Source organism: Bilophila sp. T19-St14 (genome assembly GCF_059728385.1).
The window spans coordinates 1-21,694 of sequence record NZ_BAAGFT010000001.1 but is presented as its reverse complement, the minus strand read 5'-3'; the positions used below and the strand labels follow the sequence as shown (position 1 = coordinate 21,694).

At 56.6% G+C, this 21,694-nt stretch carries 18 protein-coding genes; 10 read left to right on the top strand and 8 right to left on the bottom strand.

All coding sequences use genetic code 11. The annotated features are described in order from the left end of the window. Position 1: 1 nt before the first annotated feature. Positions 2 to 1,003: a rod shape-determining protein gene (locus AC6I1V_RS00090; protein ID WP_479859489.1), complete on the top strand. Its 1,002-nt coding sequence runs from the start codon at positions 2 to 4 to the stop codon at positions 1,001 to 1,003. Positions 1,004 to 1,010: 7 nt separating this feature from the next. Here the strand turns inward: AC6I1V_RS00090 and AC6I1V_RS00085 are convergent, their stop codons facing one another. After that, on the bottom strand, positions 1,011 to 1,532 hold the full coding sequence (locus tag AC6I1V_RS00085; RefSeq protein ID WP_486854482.1) for an NUDIX domain-containing protein: 522 nt from the start codon (positions 1,530 to 1,532) through the stop codon (positions 1,011 to 1,013). Here AC6I1V_RS00085 and rimI point away from each other — a divergent pair. The 3 genes from rimI to secG all read left to right on the top strand — a co-directional run bounded on the left by rimI (position 1,524) and on the right by secG (position 3,358). Beyond that, positions 1,524 to 2,024 carry a ribosomal protein S18-alanine N-acetyltransferase gene (gene rimI / locus AC6I1V_RS00080; RefSeq protein ID WP_308770874.1) on the top strand — a complete coding sequence of 167 codons (501 nt, stop codon included), beginning with the start codon at positions 1,524 to 1,526 and terminating at the stop codon, positions 2,022 to 2,024. The two genes, AC6I1V_RS00085 and rimI, sit on opposite strands and share 9 nt — an antisense overlap. Positions 2,025 to 2,046: 22 nt before the next feature. Beyond that, positions 2,047 to 2,808, top strand: a complete 762-nt coding sequence (gene tpiA, locus AC6I1V_RS00075; protein ID WP_302553120.1) for a triose-phosphate isomerase — start codon at positions 2,047 to 2,049, stop codon at positions 2,806 to 2,808. Between the two features lie 190 nt (positions 2,809 to 2,998). Further along, positions 2,999 to 3,358, top strand: coding sequence for a preprotein translocase subunit SecG (secG, locus tag AC6I1V_RS00070; RefSeq protein ID WP_486849799.1), 360 nt, complete (start codon positions 2,999 to 3,001; stop codon positions 3,356 to 3,358). Here secG and AC6I1V_RS00065 read toward each other — a convergent pair. Both AC6I1V_RS00065 and wbaP read right to left on the bottom strand, forming a co-directional pair. Next, positions 3,355 to 3,549, bottom strand: a complete 195-nt coding sequence (locus AC6I1V_RS00065; protein ID WP_497736701.1) for a hypothetical protein — start codon at positions 3,547 to 3,549, stop codon at positions 3,355 to 3,357. The two genes, secG and AC6I1V_RS00065, sit on opposite strands and share 4 nt — an antisense overlap. A 383-nt stretch (positions 3,550 to 3,932) precedes the next feature. Beyond that, positions 3,933 to 5,405 (bottom strand): undecaprenyl-phosphate galactose phosphotransferase WbaP, encoded by a 1,473-nt coding sequence (gene wbaP, locus AC6I1V_RS00060; RefSeq protein ID WP_486854483.1) that lies wholly within the window; start codon positions 5,403 to 5,405, stop codon positions 3,933 to 3,935. Between the two features lie 195 nt (positions 5,406 to 5,600). On the opposite strand from wbaP, the gene AC6I1V_RS00055 reads away from it, so the two are divergent. Together AC6I1V_RS00055 and AC6I1V_RS00050 are read left to right on the top strand one after the other, a co-directional pair. After that, complete coding sequence (locus tag AC6I1V_RS00055; protein WP_486854484.1) at positions 5,601 to 6,167, top strand: hypothetical protein; 567 nt, start codon at positions 5,601 to 5,603, stop codon at positions 6,165 to 6,167. A gap of 120 nt (positions 6,168 to 6,287) precedes the next feature. Beyond that, entirely contained in the window at positions 6,288 to 7,703 is a 1,416-nt protein-coding gene (locus AC6I1V_RS00050) for a sodium:proton antiporter (RefSeq protein WP_486854485.1), read from the top strand. Between the two features lie 209 nt (positions 7,704 to 7,912). Here AC6I1V_RS00050 and AC6I1V_RS00045 read toward each other — a convergent pair whose 3' ends face one another. Continuing rightward, positions 7,913 to 8,110, bottom strand: coding sequence for a DUF2065 domain-containing protein (locus tag AC6I1V_RS00045; protein WP_302553127.1), 198 nt, complete (start codon positions 8,108 to 8,110; stop codon positions 7,913 to 7,915). Positions 8,111 to 8,267: 157 nt separating this feature from the next. On the opposite strand from AC6I1V_RS00045, the gene AC6I1V_RS00040 reads away from it, so the two are divergent. Together AC6I1V_RS00040 and AC6I1V_RS00035 are read left to right on the top strand one after the other, a co-directional pair. After that, positions 8,268 to 9,245 (top strand): polyprenyl synthetase family protein, encoded by a 978-nt coding sequence (locus tag AC6I1V_RS00040; RefSeq protein WP_302553128.1) that lies wholly within the window; start codon positions 8,268 to 8,270, stop codon positions 9,243 to 9,245. A 57-nt stretch (positions 9,246 to 9,302) separates the two neighbouring features. Continuing rightward, a complete protein-coding gene (locus AC6I1V_RS00035) occupies positions 9,303 to 12,317 on the top strand; it encodes an AIR synthase-related protein (RefSeq protein ID WP_486854486.1) in 3,015 nt (1,004 codons plus the stop codon). A 758-nt stretch (positions 12,318 to 13,075) separates the two neighbouring features. Here the strand turns inward: AC6I1V_RS00035 and AC6I1V_RS00030 are convergent. The 3 genes from AC6I1V_RS00030 to AC6I1V_RS00020 all read right to left on the bottom strand — a co-directional run bounded on the left by AC6I1V_RS00030 (position 13,076) and on the right by AC6I1V_RS00020 (position 15,600). Beyond that, entirely contained in the window at positions 13,076 to 13,285 is a 210-nt protein-coding gene (locus tag AC6I1V_RS00030; RefSeq protein ID WP_486854907.1) for a hypothetical protein, read from the bottom strand. 387 nt (positions 13,286 to 13,672) lie between these two features. Further along, positions 13,673 to 14,545 carry a YitT family protein gene (locus AC6I1V_RS00025; protein ID WP_302553134.1) on the bottom strand — a complete coding sequence of 291 codons (873 nt, stop codon included), beginning with the start codon at positions 14,543 to 14,545 and terminating at the stop codon, positions 13,673 to 13,675. A 17-nt stretch (positions 14,546 to 14,562) separates the two neighbouring features. Then, positions 14,563 to 15,600: an alpha-hydroxy-acid oxidizing protein gene (locus AC6I1V_RS00020; protein WP_486854906.1), complete on the bottom strand. Its 1,038-nt coding sequence runs from the start codon at positions 15,598 to 15,600 to the stop codon at positions 14,563 to 14,565. Positions 15,601 to 15,910: 310 nt separating this feature from the next. Between AC6I1V_RS00020 and AC6I1V_RS00015 the strand changes: the two genes are divergently transcribed. Together AC6I1V_RS00015 and AC6I1V_RS00010 are read left to right on the top strand one after the other, a co-directional pair. Continuing rightward, positions 15,911 to 16,936 (top strand): KpsF/GutQ family sugar-phosphate isomerase, encoded by a 1,026-nt coding sequence (locus AC6I1V_RS00015; RefSeq protein WP_486854905.1) that lies wholly within the window; start codon positions 15,911 to 15,913, stop codon positions 16,934 to 16,936. A 483-nt stretch (positions 16,937 to 17,419) separates the two neighbouring features. Continuing rightward, a complete protein-coding gene (locus AC6I1V_RS00010) occupies positions 17,420 to 18,532 on the top strand; it encodes a metal-dependent hydrolase (RefSeq protein ID WP_486854904.1) in 1,113 nt (370 codons plus the stop codon). A gap of 1,628 nt (positions 18,533 to 20,160) precedes the next feature. Here the strand turns inward: AC6I1V_RS00010 and dnaA are convergent. Continuing rightward, complete coding sequence (dnaA, locus tag AC6I1V_RS00005; RefSeq protein WP_302554260.1) at positions 20,161 to 21,594, bottom strand: chromosomal replication initiator protein DnaA; 1,434 nt, start codon at positions 21,592 to 21,594, stop codon at positions 20,161 to 20,163. Between the last annotated feature and the right edge of the window lie 100 nt (positions 21,595 to 21,694).

Genomic DNA, 21,694 nt, shown 5'->3' with positions numbered 1-21,694 from the left:
CATGCTCCGCAAGCATATAGCGATCGATCTGGGGACTGCGAACACGCTGGTCTTTGTCCAGTCTCAAGGCATCGTCATCAATGAGCCTTCCGTTGTCGCTGCGGATACCGTCAGCGAACGGTTCATTGCCGTGGGCAAGGAAGCCAAAGGCTATATAGGGAAGACCCCACAGCGCATTTCCACCATCCGCCCCCTCCGGGACGGCGTCATCGCTGATTTTGACGCGGCGCAGGCGCTCATCGCCACATTTCTGAAAAAAGCCATCGGCAACTGGCCGATAAAACCGGATGTGGTCATCTGCGTGCCGACAAACATCACGGATGTGGAGCGCCGTGCCGTAGCCGAAGCTGCTGCGATGGCCGGGGCCCGCAACGTGAAGCTCATTGAAGAGCCCGTCGCCGCAGCAGTGGGGGCGGGGTTGCCCGTGCTCGAACCCGTGGGCAGCATGGTGATGGACATCGGCGGCGGGACGACCGACATCGCAGTCATCACGCTCGGCAGCATGGCCTGTTCCACCTCGCTCAAGCTTGCGGGCGATGCCCTGACCGCGGCAGTCCAGCGTTTCGTCCAAGAACAATACCAGATCGTCGTGGGCGAAAATATGGCCGAACGTATCAAAATCGCCCTCGGTTCCGTCGCCCCCCTTCCCGCGCCGTTGTCATTTGAAGTTTCGGGCAAGGATCTCACAACCGCGAGCCCCCGGACTCTTACCCTCTCCGATGCGGATATTCGTGAAGCCTTCCAACCCACCATCGAAAAGCTCGTCGGCGCGATTATGGGGATGCTGGAAGCCACCCCGCCCGAACTGGGGGCCGACATCATGCGGCAAGGCATCTTGCTGACGGGGGGAGGGGCGTTGCTGAGAGGCTTCGCCGACCGCATCACCAAGGCGGCGCACATCCCCGTGCATGTGGATTCCGATCCGCTGACCACGGTGCTGCGCGGCGCGGGCATCACTCTGGACGATCCCGAAAAGTACAGGGATTTATTGATCGAATGCTGAAGCTGGATCACCGGCGCTTCCAAAGGCACCCTGTCCCGATTGCCCAAAGCAATACCGGGCTGAACAAATCGGGAAATGTTTCCGCCATCCCCACAAGCTCTTCACGATCCAGAAAATGCCCCTCCCGCAATGAGTCCGGGGGCAGGATCCCCGGAAGTTCGGCAAGGAACAGCGTGAGGGAGACATTCCCCCCGGCGGGCTTGAAGGCTGCGGGAACCGCTTCCCCGAAGGGCACATTGGACAGGCCCAGCGTCTCGCGTACGGCGCGCCCTACGGCCTCTTCCCTCGCCTCACCGGAGCGGACGTATGTTTCAGCGGAAATGTCCCACGTTTCCACGCCCCTTTCGGATGCCCGCCTCCGTACGAATGCCCTGCCCCGCCTGTCGCACAGGAAGGCTCCAACCGCCTTCCTGCGCAGGGGGAAGGCCTCTGAGGGAGGGGCAATCAGCAGGGGGCGATCGTGTTCGTCCGCATATTCGATCAACGGTTCTTCACTTTCACATGGTTCGGGAACGATCGTATGACGCATGATTCTCCTAAACAGGCCGTCCGTTGCGTACGGCTGGCTATTGAAGATGCTCCCGCCCTCTCCTCTTTGGAGAGCCGCTGTTTCGCCCTTCCGTGGACGGAGCAGAGCTTTGCCGAAGCGTTCGCGGGAAAAACCTTTCGTGCATTCGGCATCCGGGAAACGGCTTCGCCGCTCCCCGCAAGGGAACTTGCAGGGTACATCGCGGTGTACCACACGCCGGACGAAGTTGAAATCCTCAATATTGCGGTACGGGAAGACAGACGCCGCCGCGGATACGGCAGCCTGCTCATGGCTACAGCCTTGCAGGATGCCAAAGAAACGGGCATACTACGGGGAGTGCTTGAAGTGCGGATCAGCAACGCGCCCGCCATCCATCTGTATGAGTCCTTCGGATTCCGGCAAGTGGGCAAGCGGCGCGGGTATTACCAAGATACCGGAGAAGACGCGCTCATTTATACTTTGGATATGGGACAGACTCGGACGAATCCATAAATTACGCTCGTGGGAGTATTCTATGCGCACCATTATCGCCGCCAACTGGAAGATGAACAAAACCCGCACGGAAGCCAAAGCCACCGCGCACGAACTCGCCTCTATCCTTGGCGGCGCCCCGGACGATAGGGATGTCATCGTGTTCGCACCGTTCACCGCTCTGGAAGCCGCAAAGGAAGGTCTCGACGGCGCCCCCGGCATCTTCATCGGCGCACAAAATATGTACCCCGCCGAATCCGGTGCTTTCACCGGCGAGATTTCCCCGGCCATGCTCCGCGAAGCAGGCTGCACATGGGTGCTCACGGGCCATTCCGAACGCCGCCATGTGCTTGGGGAAAGCCCGGACTTCGTGGGCAAGAAGACGGCATTTGCGCTGGAACAAGGCTTTTCCGTCATCCTTTGCATCGGTGAAACCCTCGCCGAACGCAAAGCCGGGAAACTCAACAGCATCCTTTGGCTCCAGCTCGAAAGGGGGCTTGCCGGGCTCGGCCCCAATGCGGACTATTCCCGCCTTGCCGTGGCTTACGAACCCGTGTGGGCCATCGGCACGGGCCAGACCGCTTCCGACGAAGACATCCGCATGGTGCACACGCTGATACGCGAACTTTTGAGCAGCCTGCTGGGTTCCAACGGCATCGGCATCCAGATCTTATATGGCGGAAGCGTAAAGCCGGACAACGCCAAGGCCATTCTCTCTCTTGACAACGTTGACGGTCTTCTGGTAGGTGGCGCTTCTTTACAGGCGCAAAGTTTTGCCGACATCGTCCGTGCCGATCTTGCCTAGAAGAACGGCAGGCGCGCAGGATTCCGCCTTCCGTTCCCGGAACGCCGATACCAATCCTGTTCTACCGTGGAACACCGTGTTCCCGCCCGGCAGGAAGTCGGCGTATCTTCGGCCAACGTATCGGCCCATACATTTACTGGCACAGCCGGTTCAGCGCAGGCATTGTCCAGCCTGCTGAGGAGTTCCCACCGTGCAGACCCTGATTCTTTCCTTGCATGTCATCGTATGTGTAACCCTCGTTATCCTTGTCCTGCTCCAAGCGGGCAAGGAAGGAATGGGCGTCATTTTCGGCGGCGGCAACGCCTCCGTATTCGGCAGCTCCGGTGCGGGCGGCCTGCTGGCCAAGATGACCGCATTCATGGCGGTGCTGTTCATCATTACATCCTTGAGCTACAACTACGTGTCCAGCTCCCACAAGGCGCAGGAATCCACCATTCTTGACGTCCGGCTGGAAGATGCGCCCAAGCCCGCCGCCCCCGCTGCCGCGGTTCCCGCCGCCCCTGCTGAAAAGCCGGCTGAGGCTCCCGCTGCCGACAAGCCCGCCAACTAAGCACTATCCCAAATTGATGCGAGGCCATGAAGCAATTCATGGCCTTGTTTTTTATCCAAGTAACAAGCTGTAAAACTTGTCCGTCCGTTCTCCGCAATCTCCTGAAAAAGAAAAAAGGCATACCGGATCTCATCACAGTTTTCCTTCCCCCTGCTCCTGTCCATTCCCTCAGGGATATTCTCTGGATGCATGGGAAAGCCTCCTTACTTCCTCACAGTATTTTATGAATTTCCACTCCAATCGCCTCCCCTTCAAAAAAAGCCACTCGCTATGCCGATAGGTTCCTTTTTTGTTTGGCTGTGTTATAGAAAATGGTTGATGCTTTTTTCCTTGAAGCTCCAAAGGGATACCCCCAAAAATACCTTAGCCGTGGATCCCCCAAGGGGAAAACTGGAAAAAAGGCTCTATTTTTCACCGCACTGTGGAGATGAAACAACCACATACGATAACAGAGCCTTTTGTTTCGGCCACTTCACATCCTCAATACAGTAAAATCCATAATAAAAGCCCGGAAAATGTTCCGGGCCTTCTTCTTGCTTAGCCAGATAAAACGCTGCTGTATACTTTGGAAATCTCAATAAGCCCCTTTGCGCCCAAGGACAACGGGAAACGTCTTTGCCAAAATCAAAATATCGAGCCATGTTGACCAGTTGCAGATATAAAAACGATCAAGGTGAACACGCTGGCTGTATGAAAGATCGTTTCGCCCGGAAACCTGCCAGAGTCCGGTCATACCTGGCCGTACACGCGTATAGGAAGCGAAAGCCGAACCGTACTTCACGATCTCATCATCGACGATGGGACGCGGCCCTACCAAGCTCATTTCTCCTTGTATAACATTCCAGAGCTGAGGCAATTCGTCTAGGCTTGTCTTGCGCAGCCAAGCCCCGACCTTTGTAATACGGGGATCATTACGCAGCTTTTGATCCGCTTTCCACTCTTCACGCAGCTCAGGGTTTTCCCGCAAATACGTCTGAAGGACTTCCTCTGCATTATGCACCATCGTTCGGAACTTTAAGATGCGGATGGTCTGCCCTCCCCGGCCTATACGATTCTGCCTAAAAAAAACCGGGCCGCGCGATTCCAATTTAATGGCAAGGGCAATGAGGACAAGAAAAGGGGAAATGGCAATGCCGCCTACGACCGAGAGAAACAAATCCACGGCACGTTTCAGAGTTAATCTCTTGGGATCAAGCAGATTCTGCCGTACCTTGAAGCAAAGGACGTCCCCAATTTCCACGGGGCGTACCCAGAAAGGAATTTCCCCTTCCGAAAAGTCTTCAGGAACAATAATGACCGAACTAAACAACAAGCTTGCTAAATCAATTAAATCTTGGCGGCATGCAAGCGGAGCGTCTCTTTCCATGACGACAATGGCGCACGTTCTCGGATAAAGGCGGATGAACGTATCCAAGTCCGAACGGCTGTACAACGGCTCAAGACCGCTGCAGGTACATTGAGACGTATTCTCCCGTTCCTTTTCCCCTTCCATGCATGCCTGACCGACGAAATGGGCTTTCAAAAGCAATCCCGCTTCTGCATGCTTATTGAGGTACTCCTTTACGCGAGGAACAAGCTCTCCCGCACCGAACACAACTGTGGGCACTCTCCACCATGTTTCCCGGGAGAAACGGGAACGCAATGCACAACGAACCAGGGGAACCGTCCCAAGGCTCAAGAACCAAGACCAGACATAAACAGTACGTGAAGGGAGATCGCCACGGCCAAGAAAAAGAAAAATAGCAATACTGAAGTAGGCGATGGATGTTGATATCCCAAGCAGACGCATTTCTTCCGGCAATGCCGGAGGAACCTCACTATACAATCCTTCAAAAGCGTTGACGATGGGAGCAAGCAACAGAAACAATGCTAAGGGAACATGCTGTGAAAGTGAGATTTCACCACCCAATAGAATCCGAATGACGCCTATTAAAAACATAGTCCCAAAAAGTGCTATACAATCCGCAGCCAGCAATGCGATGGAACGCTTGGAACACACTATCTGAGATCTTCTAAAGGAGGAGCCGGAAAAAAATGCACAAGACATAGGATACCCGAACGGTTGGAGGAGAACAGGTAGGTATGTTAACCCACCGGCGCAGTATCTGTAAACCGTGATTTTCTTCCGTGTTATAATTATAAAAAGAGGTTGTCACACTCCCTCTGTCACGTTAGATATAGGTGCATATACCTCTATTATCCCGTCTAGCCGAAACGTCCAGCGGCGTTTTCTGGAGCCGTCATGCCGCCAGTTGCGATCCATACTGTCCTTGGCCCCCTTCCCCTGCTTCGCGGGCTCTTCCGCTGGAGCTTGGCAATCCTCTTTGCCGTGGGAGCGTGGCATCTTTACCTCTGGTCGCCATTACCCGGCCTTGTAGCCATCGGCATTACCCCCGTCCTCGCCATCTTCTTTTTCTTCCGTGGGCTCAACCTCGTCAGCCGTACCCTCCCCTACTGGAAAACGCGCCGCCTCATCCACAAGCTCGGCATGTATCCCACATGGTGGGACACCGGAGCGGGCTATCTGCTCATCGACGAGCGGCAAGGTTCATGGATCATCAACGGTTCCGCCGGGATGATTGTCGACATCAAACGCCTTCACGGATATAGCGACTGGCAGATGCATCGCCTTGACCTCTACGCCGCGGACACGGCAGAACCAACGGCGAGCTATGGCTTCGGCAGCGCCGAGGAGCTCCATGAAGCCGCGGAAGTTTTTCAAAATGCCTATGCGTCACAGGGAAGGGGAAGCCTTTCCGCCGCCTTTACGGACTTACGGGAAAAAGAAGACAAGCTCTCCAAAGCGTAAAAAATAAATCCTTTCCTATGGAGACAAGAAGCCCTTTGTAGGTGTGCGTCTTGATCTTCTTGCATTTTCATACTAAAGGGACATCTGATAAAAAAAGTTTTCCCAAGGAGCTGACCTGAGATGAAACGACTGTTTGCCATGTTTATGGCACTGGCGCTGACGGCGCTGGTACCCCTGTCTGCCCAGGCTTCCGGCGGTCACGACCTCAACGGAGCGGAATTGTCCATCCTTTGGGTGGTTCCCTTTGTCTGCATGTTGCTGTCCATCGCCATCGGCCCTCTCGCCGTGCCGCATTTCTGGCATCACCATTTCGGCAAGGTGGCTGTCTTCTGGGGCCTCGCCTTCCTCGTGCCCTGCGCCATGGTCTTCGGACTCCAGCTGGCTGTCTATCAGTTCGTCCATGTCCTCTTCATGGAATACGTGCCGTTCATCATCCTGCTGTTCGCACTGTTCACCATCGCGGGTGGTGTCCGCCTCAAAGGTCAGCTCGTGGGTACGCCTGCGGTGAACGTCGGCCTGCTCGCCCTCGGAACCATCCTCGCCAGCTGGATGGGAACCACCGGTGCGGCCATGCTGCTCATCCGCCCCCTGCTCCGGGCCAATGAGCACCGCAAGTACCGCATGCACATCGTCATCTTCTTCATTTTCCTTGTCGCCAACATCGGCGGTTCCCTGACCCCCCTCGGCGACCCGCCGCTGTTCCTCGGCTTCCTCAAGGGCGTGTCCTTCTTCTGGACGACCGTGCATCTGTTCTGCAAGACCGCGCTGCTTTCCTTGATCCTGCTCGGCATCTTCTTCCTTCTGGATACGGTTCTGTTCAGCAAGGAAGGCAAGCCGAAGCCTGCCACCCAGTCCAATGAAAAGCTCGGCCTTGACGGTAAGGTCAATCTCCTGCTTCTGGTCGGCGTTGTCATCTCGGTGCTCATGTCCGGCATTTGGAAGCCCGAATCCAGCTTTGAAATCTACGGCACGCACATTGAGCTGCAGAACGCCGCCCGCGACGTCATCCTGCTTGCCCTCGCCGGCGCTTCCCTTGCCCTGACCACGAAGGAATGCCGCAAGCTGAACAACTTTACGTGGGAGCCCATCCTTGAAGTCGCCAAGCTGTTCATCGGCATCTTCATCAGCATGATCCCGGCCATCGCCATTCTGCGCGCCGGTACCGACGGCGCCCTCGCCGGGGTCATCAACATGGTCTTCCACGAAGGCCAGCCCGTGAACGCCATGTTCTTCTGGCTGACCGGCCTCCTCTCCTCGTTCCTCGACAACGCCCCGACCTATCTGGTGTTCTTCAACACCGCCGGCGGCGACGCCGCGCATCTGATGACCGACTGGACCGAAACCCTTTCCGCCATCTCCGCCGGTGCCGTGTTCATGGGCGCCGTGACCTACATCGGGAACGCCCCGAACTTCATGGTTCGTTCCATCGCCGAAGATCAGGGCGTGAAGATGCCCAGCTTCTTCGGTTACATGCTGTGGTCCGTGGGGATCCTGTTCCCCTGCTTCGCCCTCATCACCTACCTGTTCTTCATGTAAGAGCGGCCCAAGCGTAACGAAAGCCCCTGAATGCATCCGCCTTCAGGGGCTTTTCCGTTCCCAAAAAATATGTCCGGCTCAGGCCGCGCCTCCGGCTTGTCGGAACAATGCGAAGAATCCACAAGGGGCCACCCAAGTGGGGACAGGGGCGGGGCTTCTCATAGGCTCTCATCCAAGCATGAGCCGGAGTATCGGAGGCTGAAAAGCTTTTATCCAAGCGTAAGCCAAAGTACGATGAGGCCCACCACAAGGGAAAAGAGCCCCATCCGGCGCAGGCCGGAAGCCCCCTCCTCGCCAAGGGTTTGCAGAACCTGCCGCATTCGTTCGGGAAAGAGTGTATAAGGAAGGGCTTCCAGAATGAAGGCCAGCCCAAGTGCACTGAAAAAAAGCTTGCTGTTGAACTCCATGCGCTCCTCGCTGCAAGAGATGGACGAAACGAAGTTCCCTTGTAGGAAAAGCCGTGGAAGCTGTAAAGCTACTTGCACATCAACCGGCTAACAGCTATGTAGAACGGATTCGCGGCGGGGCCGTACCCTCAGCCGCTAACCCTATCCTCATCTGCCCATGATCACACTCCGCACCTTTATCGAACAGGAACAACCCAGCATCAATGCGGCGTTGGCCGAGGCTGCCGCCGAACTCCCCGCCTCCATCATGCCCATCGCCCAATACGCGATGGGGAACGGGGGAAAACGGCTGCGGCCCTTGCTGACCGTACTCGTGGCCCGTCTGCTCGGCTATGCCGACAACGACATCTATTCCCTCGCCGCGGCAATGGAGATGTTCCATGTGGCGACCCTGCTCCATGACGACGTTATGGACAACGCGGAAATGCGCCGGGGCAGCACGGCCACGCACAAGGTCTTCGGCGTTACCGAGACCATTCTCGCCGGGGACGCGCTGCTCGCAAAGGGAAACCAGATCGTGGCCGGGTTCGGTGATCCGAGGCTGACCGCCGCCACGTCCGACGCCATCGCCCAGACCGCCAACGGCGAAATCCTCGAAATCGCCAACCAAGGGAAGAGGGCTCCCAATCTGCTGGTTTACAATCAGATCATTGCCGGCAAGACGGCGTGGATGATCCGGACCGCCTGCAACATCGGCGCGATCAGGGCCAACGGCACCCCGGAACAGATTGCCGGGGCGACCGACTATGGGTTTAATCTGGGCATGGCCTTCCAGATCGTCGACGACGCGCTTGATTTCGCCCCTTCCAGCCTGACCGGGAAACCTGAAGGCGGGGATGTCCGCGAAGGCAAACTGACGCCGCCCATCTTCTTCTATGCCGACTCGCTGGCTCCGGCCGAGCGTGACGCCTTTTTCGCCCGTTTCGCGGAACAGTCCTTTACCGACGAAGACGTCCGGCACGTCATTGATGCCGTCCGCGCCCAAGGCTTTGACGACAAGACACGCGGCATTGCCGATTCCTATCTGCATAAGGCGCAGGAAAACCTCGACGCCCTCACCGCCGGGCTCCCTGCCTCGCCGTACGGGGAAATCCTCACGAGCTTTATCGGCTACGTCCGCAACCGCGACGCCTGATTTTTGTCCACGCAACCTTTTCCACGGTCACTCAAACAGCCTTTTCAGGAGACAGACATGCTCTACCGCATTGAAGCCGGCCTTTTCCCCCACCTTGACGACACGATCGGCCGTAAAACGGCGGCCAGCATCCGTGAGGCCCTCGGCATCCCCGTCAAGTCCGTGCGCACGATCAAGGTGTTCACGCTGGAGGGGCTCGACGCGCAACAGGTGAATACGCTCATGGCGAAAAGCGTGCTGCACGATCCGGTGTTGCAGGCCGTATCCTTGTCTCCCCTGCCCCTGCCCGAAGAAGGCACGTCGTGGATCATTGAAGTCGGTTACCGCCCCGGCGTCACGGACAATGAAGGCCGCACCGCCCGCGACACCGCCGCGCTCGTGCTCGGCATCGAAGACCGCAGCAGCCTCGCCGTGTACACGTCCGTCCAGTACCGTCTCCACGGCCCGCTGACGGAAGAACAGGCCACCCGCATCGCCCGCGACCTCCTCGCCAACGAGCTCATCCAGCGATTTGAAATCAAGAGCCGCGCCCAGTGGGACGCCGAACCCGGCTTCGCCCCCAAGGCCGCCCGCGTGACCGGCGCGTCCTGCGATGAAGTGAACATCGTCCCGCTCTCCTCCATGAACGACGCCCAGCTCTTGGAAGTGAGCCAGAAAAACACGCTGGCCCTCAGCCTTGAGGAAATGACCAAGATCAGGGACTGGTTCTCCAGCCCCGAAGTCGCAGCGCAGCGCAAGGAGCTCGGCCTGCCCGCCGATCCCACCGACGCCGAGCTTGAAGTGCTCGCCCAGACGTGGTCGGAACACTGCAAGCACAAGATTTTCGCGTCCAAGATTTCCTATACGGACAAGGACGCCGGGACCAGCGAGACGATCAACAGCCTCTACAAGACCTGCATCATGAACACGACCAAGCGGATCCGCGAGAGCCTCGGAGACAAGGACTTCTGCCGTTCCGTGTTCAAGGACAACGCGGGCGTCATCGCCTTTACGCCCGAATACGACGCCTGCATCAAGGTGGAAACGCACAACAGCCCCTCGGCCCTCGACCCCTACGGCGGGGCGCTGACCGGCATCGTGGGCGTGAACCGCGACCCGATGGGCACCGGCCTCGGCGCGGAGCTCATCTGCAACACCGACGTGTTCTGCTTCGCGTCCCCCTTCCATGACGAAGCCTTGCCCCCCCGCCTGCTCCATCCCCGCCGCGTCTTTGAAGGCGTGCGCGAAGGCGTGGAACACGGCGGCAACAAGTCCGGCATCCCCACCGTCAACGGCTCCATCGTGTTCGACGAGCGTTACCTCGGCAAGCCGCTGGTCTACTGCGGCACCATCGGCCTGATCCCCGCCGAAGTGCCCGCCAGCAAGTCCTCCACGGACGGCAAGCCGCGCAAGGGCTATGAAAAGAAGGCGCAGGTAGGCGACATCATCGTTATGACCGGCGGGCGTATCGGCAAGGACGGCATCCACGGCGCGACCTTCTCTTCGGAAGAGCTGCACGAAGGTTCCCCCGCCACCGCCGTGCAGATCGGCGACCCGATCACCCAGCGCAAGATGTACGATTTCATTATGCGCGCCCGCGATCTCGGCCTGTACAACGCCATTACCGACAACGGCGCGGGCGGCCTGTCCTCCTCCATCGGCGAAATGGCGGAAGACACCAACGGCTGCCGCATCGATCTGGCCCGTGCGCCCCTCAAATACGACGGCCTGCGCCCGTGGGAAATCCTGCTTTCCGAAGCGCAGGAGCGCATGACCCTCGCCGTGCCTCCGGCGGCGCTCGACGAATTTCTTGCCCTTGCCAAGCGCATGGATGTGGAAGCCACCCCGCTCGGTGAATTCACTGATGACGGCGTATTCCATGTGACCTACAACGGCAAGCTTGTGGCCCATCTCGACATGGAATTCATGCACGACGGCGTGCCGCAGTACCAGCTCAACGCCGTATGGGAAGCGCCCGTGCACCCCGACGCCCGCATCGAAGACGGCGGCGTGGATCAGGCGGAACTCCTCAAGGCCATGCTTGGCCGCCTGAACATTTGCAGCAAGGAATACCTGATCCGCCAGTACGACCATGAAGTGAAGGGCGGCAGCGTGGTGAAGCCCCTCACCGGCGTGAAGCGCGACGGCCCGTCCGACGCGGGCGTCATCCGGCCCATCCTCGAATCCGAGGCCGGTCTGGTCATCAGCCACGGCATTTGCCCCAAATACAGCGATTACGACGCCTACTGGATGATGGCGAACGCGATGGACGAGGGCATCCGCAACGCCGTGGCCGTGGGCGCCGACCCCGACCGCATGGCTGGCGTGGACAACTTCTGCTGGTGCGACCCGGTGCAGTCCGAAAAGACCCCGGACGGTGAATACAAGCTCGCCCAGCTTGTACGCGCCTGCAAGGCCCTCTCCGAGCTTTGCGTGGCCTACGGCGTGCCCTGCATTTCCGGCAAGGACTCCATGAAGAACGACTACACCGGCGGCGGCAAGAAGATCTCCATTCCGCCGACCGTCCTCTTCTCCGTCCTCGGCATCATGGACGATGTGAAGAAGGCCGTGACCTCCGACTTCAAGAAGCCGGGCGACCGCCTCTACATCATCGGCAGCACGGCCCGCGAACTGGCGGGCAGCGAAATCGCCGACCAGCTCGGCATTGCCTGCAACACGGTGCCCCGCGTGGATGCCAAGTCCGCCCTCGCCAGCTACCGGAAGCTCCATCAGGCCATCAACAGCCGCCTCATCTCGGCCTGCCACGACCTCTCCGACGGCGGCCTTGCCGTGTCGCTGGCGGAAATGTGCATCGGCGGACGCCTTGGCGCGCATCTGGCCCTGAACCGCGTTCCGGTCATCGGCGCGCTCACGCTCACGGAAACCCTGTACAGCGAATCCGCCAGCCGTCTGCTGGTAGCCGTGGCCCCCGACAAGGCCGCCGAGTTTGAAGCCCTCTTTGGGGCCTCCGCGGCCTTCATCGGCGAAGTCACTTCCGATGCCCGCCTTACCGTGGCCTCTGCCGACAGCGCGTTGTTCTCCGTCCCCGTCGAAGCGCTGGCCCATGCTTTCAAGGCGACGCTGGATTGGTAAAATTGGTAAAAGATATTGGGGAGGGGAAGGGAAACTTTCTCAAGAAAGTTTCCCTTCCCCTCCCCAAACCCCACCCCTTCCCTTCAAAGAGTTTCGTCTTTATCGAATCCCTCATAAAGGTTTCGGGGAAAAAGGTGGACACGTCTTTGTATTATGAAAAGGCTTCTGTCATAAGATGTGGTTGCTTTGTCTCCACATATGGTGAAGGTGAAAATAGGGACGCTTTCTCCAGTTTTTCCGTCGATGGACTCCATGCTGGGGCAAATTAACTTGGCTCTGTCATAGTACATGGTTGTTTTGTTTCAGTAATATACTAAAAATATATGCTTTTTATCCGAATTTTCCGCTGATGGACTCTGTGATTGGGGGATTTTATTGGTTATTTCTTTGGAATTTCAAGGAAATAAAACATCAACCGTTTTCTATGACATAGCCATTAACTTTAAAAATTTACAATGTTAAAGTGTAAGACACGCTCGCTCCGGCATTAAACAGCGTAAAGACATTGTGGGTATACCTTCGCAGCGGCTGTCTGTTTCCTGAAGAACATTTTCAACCTGAAAGCGCTCTAGGGGCACTTTATTGGTTGTTTCCCTGAACCTCCAAAGGGATAGCAAAATGCCTTAGCCGTGGAGCCTGCCAAGGGGAAAACTGGAAAAAGCTGTATTTTTCACGTACTGTGGAGATGAAACAACCACATACTATAAAACAGAGCCTAGGAAAAAAGCCCTTCTGGATGATTTCAGAAGGGCTTTTGCTTATATCAATAGGGCTTTTTTGCGAGGCATTCGCCTTTTCGATGATGTTCTGAAAAATTCATTTTGAATTTCAGATACCTGAAATGCGGCTTTCATTGCAAAAGTGAATGCCTCTTTTTTGCTTATGCCGATACGGAAGTGATTCTCTTTTAGAGCAAGACCGGGGGACGGCGGGAAATCCGCCGCCATCCGAACCACGGCAGCCATCATCTGCCCTTACAAAATGTGAAGGAAGGGAGGCGGCTTTATTAGGTTGTGTCATCAATTATATATAATACATTGAAATCATTTAACTATCTTTTTAGGCCACAAAAACACTATTTTCAATAATTTCAAATAATTACATTTAAAATGACGACACAACCTAGGGAGAGGAAGGAGGAAAGGCCCTTTTTGAAAGGCTCTGTTATAGTATGTGGTTGTTTCATCTCCACAGTGCGGTGAAAATACAGTCTTTTTCTCCGGTTTTCCTCTTGGCGGAATACAGGGCTAAGGCATTTTGTCGGCTATCCCTGTGGAACTTCAAGGAAAAAGCATCAACCATTTTCTATAACACAGCCTTTTGAAAAGGCGTTTCCCTCCCCAAGGAGAATTCTTCTAAATAATCGACTTTCTGGGATACCGTGTACCGGAAACGTAGAAGGTATTTTCCACAATAAAGAGGGCCTTGTCGTCGATGGCAAAAACAAGGTTCTCCAAGCGCCGCAACATGATGTTGTTGGTTACGGTAAGGATGATCTCGCGGTCGCCGCCGCTGTACGCGCCCTTGCCCTTGAGCACGGTCGCGCCGCCGTAGCCTTCGGCAATGATCGCCTCGCACAGCGCCTCGCCCCGATCAGTGACGACATAGACCATTTTCCTCTGGCTGCCCATGCGGAGCACGTATTCGATGGTCGCGGAGGCCACGAAAACCTGAATGAACGACACAATGACCATATCAAGGGAAATGGTCGTCATGGAGGCGAGGAACATCACCGCGTTGAAGCTGAAGTTGAACCGCCCGATGCCGATGTTCCAGCGCTTGTTCAGGATAACGCCGATGAGATCCAAGCCCCCGCCGGATCCGAGCGTCCGCAGCATGAGCCCGGTGCCTGTGCCGCAGAGCACGCCCGCCGTGATTGCCGCGTAGAAATGATCCTGAATCGGCACCTGAAAGGTGATGAACTCACTGATGACCGTGGTCGCAAGGCTCCCGTAGAGGCTATAAAAAAAGAATTGCCGCCCGATCTGGAACCACGATACGAAAAACAGCGGAATATTGATCAGCAGGTACCAGATAGCGGGCGTGAACAGGCCCGTGGCGTACCAGCCGAGCAGGCCGGCACCAAAAATCCCCCCGGTAAGGAATCCGTGATGCGAGGCCACGGCCTGCGCGCCGAGAGAAAAGAACACAGCGCCGACAGTCAGCACAAACAGGTTCCACAGCATGGACTGGCCAAGCTTATGTCTTTGAGGCAATGTCAGTTTCATGAATACTCCGTATGTCTTCAGGCGAGGGAGGCCGTGCTGACGAGGCGGCGCCCGGCTTCGCGGACGGACGGGCAGCCTGTCAGCACCATGCTGCGCACAAGCTGGTTGTAAAAATGATCCGCCGTCAGCCTTACGCCTTCTGAACCGCCTCCCACGGCAGCGAGGCAGAAGGGGCGGCCAATCAACACGGCGTCCGCGCCGAAGGCCAACGCCTTGAGCACGTCGAGCCCGTCACGGATGCCCCCATCCATCAAAACGGCCATGCGGCCCTTGACCTGAGCGGCGATGGCGGGAAGGACCTCAATGGTTCCCGGCGTATGATCCAGGGCCCGCCCGCCGTGGTTGGAAACCACGATGCCGTCGCATCCGGCGCGCTCGGCGGCGATGGCATCCTCGACCGTCATGATGCCCTTGAGCACGAATTTCATGCCGAGCCCGTGTGAGCGATCCGCAATGGCCTTCAGTTCGGCACAAGTTTTCGGGGACACGGGCCGCCCCATGCGGGCCAGGGCAATCAGCCCCGCCGCGTCGATGTCCATGCCGAGCACACGTGTTCCTGTGGCGGCGGCCCTGCACATCTTGCGTTCCAGCTCCTCGCCTTCCCACGGCTTGATGAACGGAATCCCCCAGCCGCCTTCGGCGGTGATGGCGGCATTCCCCGCCTCGTGCAGCTCGTCCGGCGCGCCGTCGCCGACACAGCCGACAATGCCCGCCTCACGGCAGCCGGATACGATGGCCCGCGCATATTCCGCCTCGGAAAGGGCCCCGCCCATGTTGAAGGAGGTTCCCCCTATGGGTGCGGCCAGCACGGGCAGGCGCAGCTTGAAGCCGAGCACTTCCGTTTCCGTGACTGGCTCCTTGACCTCATGAATCAGGCGCATGTTCAGGCGGACGCCGGCAAGCGCGGCCACATTGTTCTTGAAAGCGCTCCCAGTTCCGATGCCGCCCATACCGGGCGTTTCTCCCGCGCAGGCGCGCCCATCGCACACGGGGCAAACACGGCAAAAGCCCTTCATGCGATCCTTGGCGTGGGCGCGGATTTCCTTAATATCCATAATAGGGGACTCCCAAATGAAATGATAGAGAGAGGTGGATACCCGAACGGGCTTCGCCTTGCAATATTGTGAAAGGTTTCCATATCGTAAAAGAAGGAAGCGAAAAGGGGGAAAGCGGACGGAACAGCCTCTTTTCTGAGTACGTGAACCGACATATATCGTCAACAGGCTGAGAAATATCGTTCTCCGCATGAGAGACGGCGGCCCCTTTGCCGGCTTGCCTGCGGGCCATTCTTTTTCTATGCTTCCTGTTCGCTCTCTTTTTCCCGTGTAACGGCGGCATGCCGTGCCGCTTCAAGGACGTTTCCCCATGACTCAATCCGTACATTCCCATACCGGGCCCGCCGCGCTCATCAAGCTCGCGCAGGACGTTTTGAATACTGAAATCGCCGGGCTCGCCGCCGTGCGGGACAGGCTCAGCGCCCAGACGCCGGAAAAAGCCCCCCTCGTCCTTGCGCTGGGGTTGCTGGCGGCATGCACCGGGCGTGTCGTCGTGACCGGCATCGGCAAATCCGGCTTGGTCGGCCGCAAGCTCGCCGCCACATTTTCCTCGACCGGCACCCCGGCCTTCTTCCTCCATCCCGTGGAAGGGGCCCACGGCGATCTGGGGAGCCTCCGCAAGGACGACGTCATCATTGCCATTTCCAATTCCGGCGAAACGGCGGAGCTGAACGCCATCCTGCCCGCGCTGAAATCGCTCGGCACCAGCCTGATCGCCATGACGGGGAGGGAGGACTCCACCCTTGGGCGCCTTGCCGACGTGACGCTGCATTCGGGCGTCCCCCGCGAAGCCTGCCCGCACGGGCTCGCCCCTACAGCCTCGACCACTGCTGTCCTCGCCCTCGGCGATGCGCTGGCCGTTTGCCTGATGCAGCTAAAATCATTTACGGAAAAAGATTTCCTGCGCTACCATCCCGGAGGCAGCCTGGGGCAGCGCCTGAAGCTCAACGTCAAAGAAGTGATGCGGACTGAAGGGCTTCCCCAGCTTTCCGAAACAAGCCTCTTGTCGGAAGCCCTGCGCCAACTGGATCAAGGCAAGCTTGGGGCCGTGCTCCTGCTCGATGGCGAACGCCGGATCAGCGGCATCCTGACCGACGGCGACGTCAGGCGGGCCGTCTGCCGCGGGACGCTCGATCCGCAGGCCCCTGTCAGCACCGTCATGACGCCTTCCCCCCGCTGCGGAACCCTAGGGGATACGGTCGCCACGCTTCTTGAACTCATGGAAAGCAAAGCTATCACGGTATTGCCCATTGCCGATGAGGAACGCCGCCTGCTCGGCATGGTTCACATGCACGATCTGCTTGGTCAGGGCAGCATTGCCTTTTCACAGCATTGATGCCCGCAATGGTGCTTGTTTGCTGAGGCTGCCCCATAAGAAACGGTTGACGCTTTATTTTTTGAAATTCCAAGGGAATAACCAATAAAAGGCCCAAGCATGGGGGCGCCTGCGGAAATTCGGATAAAAAGTCTGTATTTTCATCATATTGTAGTGATAAAAACAACCCAAATGCTATGACGGCGCCTTTGCTGAAAAGCCGTATCCCCGACGCCGCCCACGCCCCTTCCCTTGGGGCCGAATCGTTGGCCGGATCTGGGGAACGGCTTGCACAAGGGCAGTCCGGGCTTATTTTCCTGTTGAATGCGGCACATGCGCCCGGTATAAAATACTTCAGCCCCGCCTCAGCATGAAAAGGCGGAAGGCGGCAGTGAGTCCAGCACACGGTACCGTGATACGCCGCATCACTTGGCAAAGCACAGGGGAAGAGGGCTTTTCGCGGAAAAAGCGCTTCCCCTTCTTTTTTGCAAGGGAAGGAACGCTATGGAACCGATCACACATGCCTTGAGCGGAGCCGTCATCGGCTGCGCCCTGCCGGGAAAACGCAACTGGTGGCTTCCGACATGGGCGGCGCTGGTGGCGGCTTCGCCCGATATGGATGTCTTCTTTATCCACACTCCGCTGCAATACATTGAATACCACCGGGGGATCACCCATTCCTTCATCGGAGGCTTGGGGCTCGCTTTTCTCCTTGCCCTCATCCCCCGGCTGATGAACCGCTGGCGCGTCCCCAAAGCCCCCGACGGCTCTCCGCCGTTCAACTGGCCGCTGCCGCGGGCGTGGCTCGTGGCCTATCTGCTCATTCTGCACCATATTTTTTTGGACTGCATGAACTCGTACGGCACGCAGGTCTTTCTGCCGTTCAGCGACTACAGGGTGCGTTTGAATGCGCTGTTCATCGTAGACCCGCTGCTTCTCCTGCCGTTGGCCTTTGGGATCATATTCTGGCGGAAACGGCGCGCCGTCATGATCGGCCTCCTGCTCTGGACTATTCTCTACCCGCTCGGCTCGCTGGCCACGCGTGTGGGCCTTGAGGCGCATCTTAAGGACAGCCACTACACGCCCGACGTTTTCACCCAACAGCTTCTTAGTGAGGATTTGGCTCCCGGCCAGAGTGGAAAGGGACTCTGGGATGATGTGCGCGCCGTGCATCTCGTACCCGACGCCTTCACGCCTTTCCACTGGAAGCTTATTCTGGATCGCGGGGACGTTTGGGACGTGGCTGGCTATACGGTATTCACGGAGGAGCCTCAGACGTTCATGGCCTATGCCAAGCCGCCGCAGCCGCTCTGGGCCGAGCTTGCCGAAAAGGATCGCATGTTCCGGGCGTATGAACGCTTTGCCCTCTACCCCGCCCTTGAAGCTGAAATCCCGCTTGAGGGCCCACTCAAAGGGTACACGGAATATGTATTCAGCGATCTGCGCTTCGGCTCGACCATCGGCTGGGTCGACGATATTCAGGTGCGGCGGCAGGGCAAGCCCACGGCCTTCCGCATCATGGCCCGCGTAGCCCCGGATGGCGCGGTTTCCGCAGTCCGTTTCATCACCACGACTGGAGCGGGCGGCGACAGCGGCTGGAATCCGCCTGTGGAATGAAAAAAGAGAAAGAGGAAAATCGGGGGAAGGGGGAGGAAACCCTTCTGGAGAAGGGCTTTCCTCCCCCTCCCCCGAACCCCCTCCCCTCTCCTTCCTAAGACTTTTACGAAGTGGGGAGGCAAGGCTGAAGGGAGTCCCTTCGGTTGTCAGGCAGCAGCCACTCGAAAAGGCGTGGTTCGATGTTTCAATCAGTTTACGCTCTCTCAATCGGCCAATAGATGAAGTTCTCTCATGGAGTATAACTGGTTATTTTCACCATAATATAAAGAGAGAGAGAGAGAGAGAGAGAGAGAGAGAGAGAGAAAGAAAGAAAGAAAGAAAGAAAGAAAACTTTTTCTCCAGTTTTCCCGTTGGTAGGCTTCATAGCCAAACATTTTGTTGGCCATCTCTTTGAATTTTTAAGGAATAAAACAGCACTCGCTTGCTATGGCAGAACCTTTAAGAAAGGCTCTGCCATAGCAAAAAACTGCCTCTTAGCTTCATACAATTCAGGATAGATACTGAGGAAAGTGTTTTCATCATGGGCTCACCACAAAACACTTTCAAAAAATCAATAAAATCAATCTAAAATTGCAGCAACCAAGCGTTATGACAGAACCTTAAGAAATAGATTACTGCGGCAGGACACACATAACAAAAGGCTCTGTTATAGTTTGTGGTTGTTTCATCACCACAGTGCGGTGAAAATACAGCCTTTTTATCCGATTTTCCCCTTGGCGGGATCCACGGCTAAGGCATCTTGCCGGTTATCCCTTTGGAACTTCATGGAAAAAACATCAACCATTTTCTATAACACAGCAAAATATTTTTCAAAAAAATCAATAAAATATACCAATCTAAAATTGCAGTAATCAATCGTTATGACAGAACCTTAAGAAATAGATTACTGTGGCAGAACACACATAACAAAAAAGGGCATTCGGTTGGGTGCCCTTTCCTGTTAAAAAAAGCTGTGTCATGGAAAATGGTTGATGCTTCTTCTTGAAATTCCAAAGGAATAATCAATAAAATGCCCCAAGCATGAAGTCCATCGCCGGGAAAAATGGAAAAAACGTCTGTATTTTCATCATACTGTGGAGATAAAACAACCACAGACTATGATAGAGCCTTAAAAAATATTCACATCCCCCGCAATGAAGGATTCAGTAATACTTAAAGCCATTGGAAAGGAGGCCGGATAAGGGAGAAAACATAAAGGACATCCCATCCTTTCCTCTCCTCAAAAAGATTTCCCTTCTCCGTTTTTAATGGATCAGTCATACTTTTGGTTGTTTTATCCACACAACACAGTGAAAATACATCCTTTTTATCCTGTTTTTCCCATTGGCGGAATCCACGGCTAAGGCGTTTTGCTGGTTATTCCTTTGGAGCTTTAAGAAAAAACATCAACCATTCTCTATGAGAGAGCCTTTCCAATAGGCTGTGTCATAGGAAACGATTGATGTCTTATTTCTTGAAATTCCAAGGGAATAGCCAATAAAATACCACAATTATGGAGTCCATCAACTAAAAATTCGAGAAAAATTCTGTATTTTCACCATACTGTGGAGATAAAACAACCATATACTATGACAGAGCCCAAGAAAAAAGCATCAACCATCCTCTATGATGGAACCTTCCAATAAAGCCTAACGCCGTTCCAACAAAGCCAGCGTACCGGCAATCTGCCGCCCAAGGGGAGACTCGCGGCGCAGCTCGCGCTCAACTGAAGCGATGCCCTTAAGCACAGTGGAATGGCGGCGGGAAAATTTATCGCCGATGTCCTGCAAGGACAGCTCGGTATGCTTGCGGGCGAGATAGAAAATCGTGTTGCGGGCCACCACCAGATTCTGCTTCCGGCTGCGGGAGGCCAACTGCTCAGGCGAAAGGCCGAACCCTTCGCACACCTTGCGGATAATGGAGTCCACATCCACAAAAGGATCGTCAAGGCTGTACTGCGCCAGAATCTCCTGCGCCATTTCCACGGAAATGGTACAGCCAAGCAGCTTAGCCTTGAGCAGCAGGTTATGCACACAGCTTTCCAACTGCCGGATATCCCCGGTGAGGCGCTCGGTCAGCACGTCCACCACCGAATCGGGCAGCAGCGCGTTGTTCTGGCGGGCCTTCTCCTGAAGGATACGGCGGCGCGTGCTGGCGTCGGGCTTTTCAATACCGGCAAGGAACCCCGAACAGAAACGCGACACAAGGCTGTTGTCCACGTTCCGCAGCTCGCAGGGCGCAAAGGAACTCGTCAGGACGACGCGGCTCCCCTTTTCCTGTAGGGATTTGATGGTGGAAAGCACCTCATCCTGCATCTTTTCCTTGCCTTGGAGGAAGTGTACGTCCTCAAGGAGCAGCAAATCCACATCGCGGAAACGCCCCTTGAAGCGCTCCACTGTCCTCGACTGGAGGGCCTGCACGAAACAGCTCGAAAACTCTTCGGCGGTCAGATACTCGACCTTGGGATTGGAACGGTTGCTGGCTTCGCATAGAGCCTGCCCCACGGCCTGCGTAAGGTGCGTCTTGCCGAGCCCCGGCCCGGAGCTGAGGAACAAGGTGTCCACGGTGGCGCCGGAGCGCACCATGTTGCGCGCAGCAGCATACGCCATGTCATTGGTGGGGCCGACCACAAAGCTGTCGAACGCATACCGCCAGTGGCGCGGGACGGACTGGTTCACGGGCATGGTAATAGGCAGGGAAAGCTGTTCTGCAGCGGAAGAAAGCAGGGGCGGGGCGGCCGCCGGACGGGGCGCGGGGGCCGTGCGGGGGCGGCGGGCAGGAGAGGGCTCACCTTCCACGGAGACGGCGGGGCGCACCGGAATGGAACGGCTCGTTTTGGCGGGGGGATTGCCCGCGACCACGCTGATCTCCATCGGCCGCCCGAAAATGGCCGAAGCCGCATCGGAAATGTCGTTCAGCAGACGATCGCGTACCCACGTCGCCACAAATCCATTGGGGGCGGACAGACGGATCTTCCCCTCCCCTTCAAGGTCGGCGGTGAGAGGCGCAACCCAAACCTTATAGGTGCCGGGGTTGAGCCTGTTTTGCAGATCTTCACAGATTTTGAGCCACTGAGTTTTCATATCCGATTCTTCTAGCGTTTGACTTGTCCTGTGACAAAGCAGATTCGCGGAGTTTCTGCCCGTCGGGGCGCAAAAGGCTTCCCACAAAGGAGGATAAAAA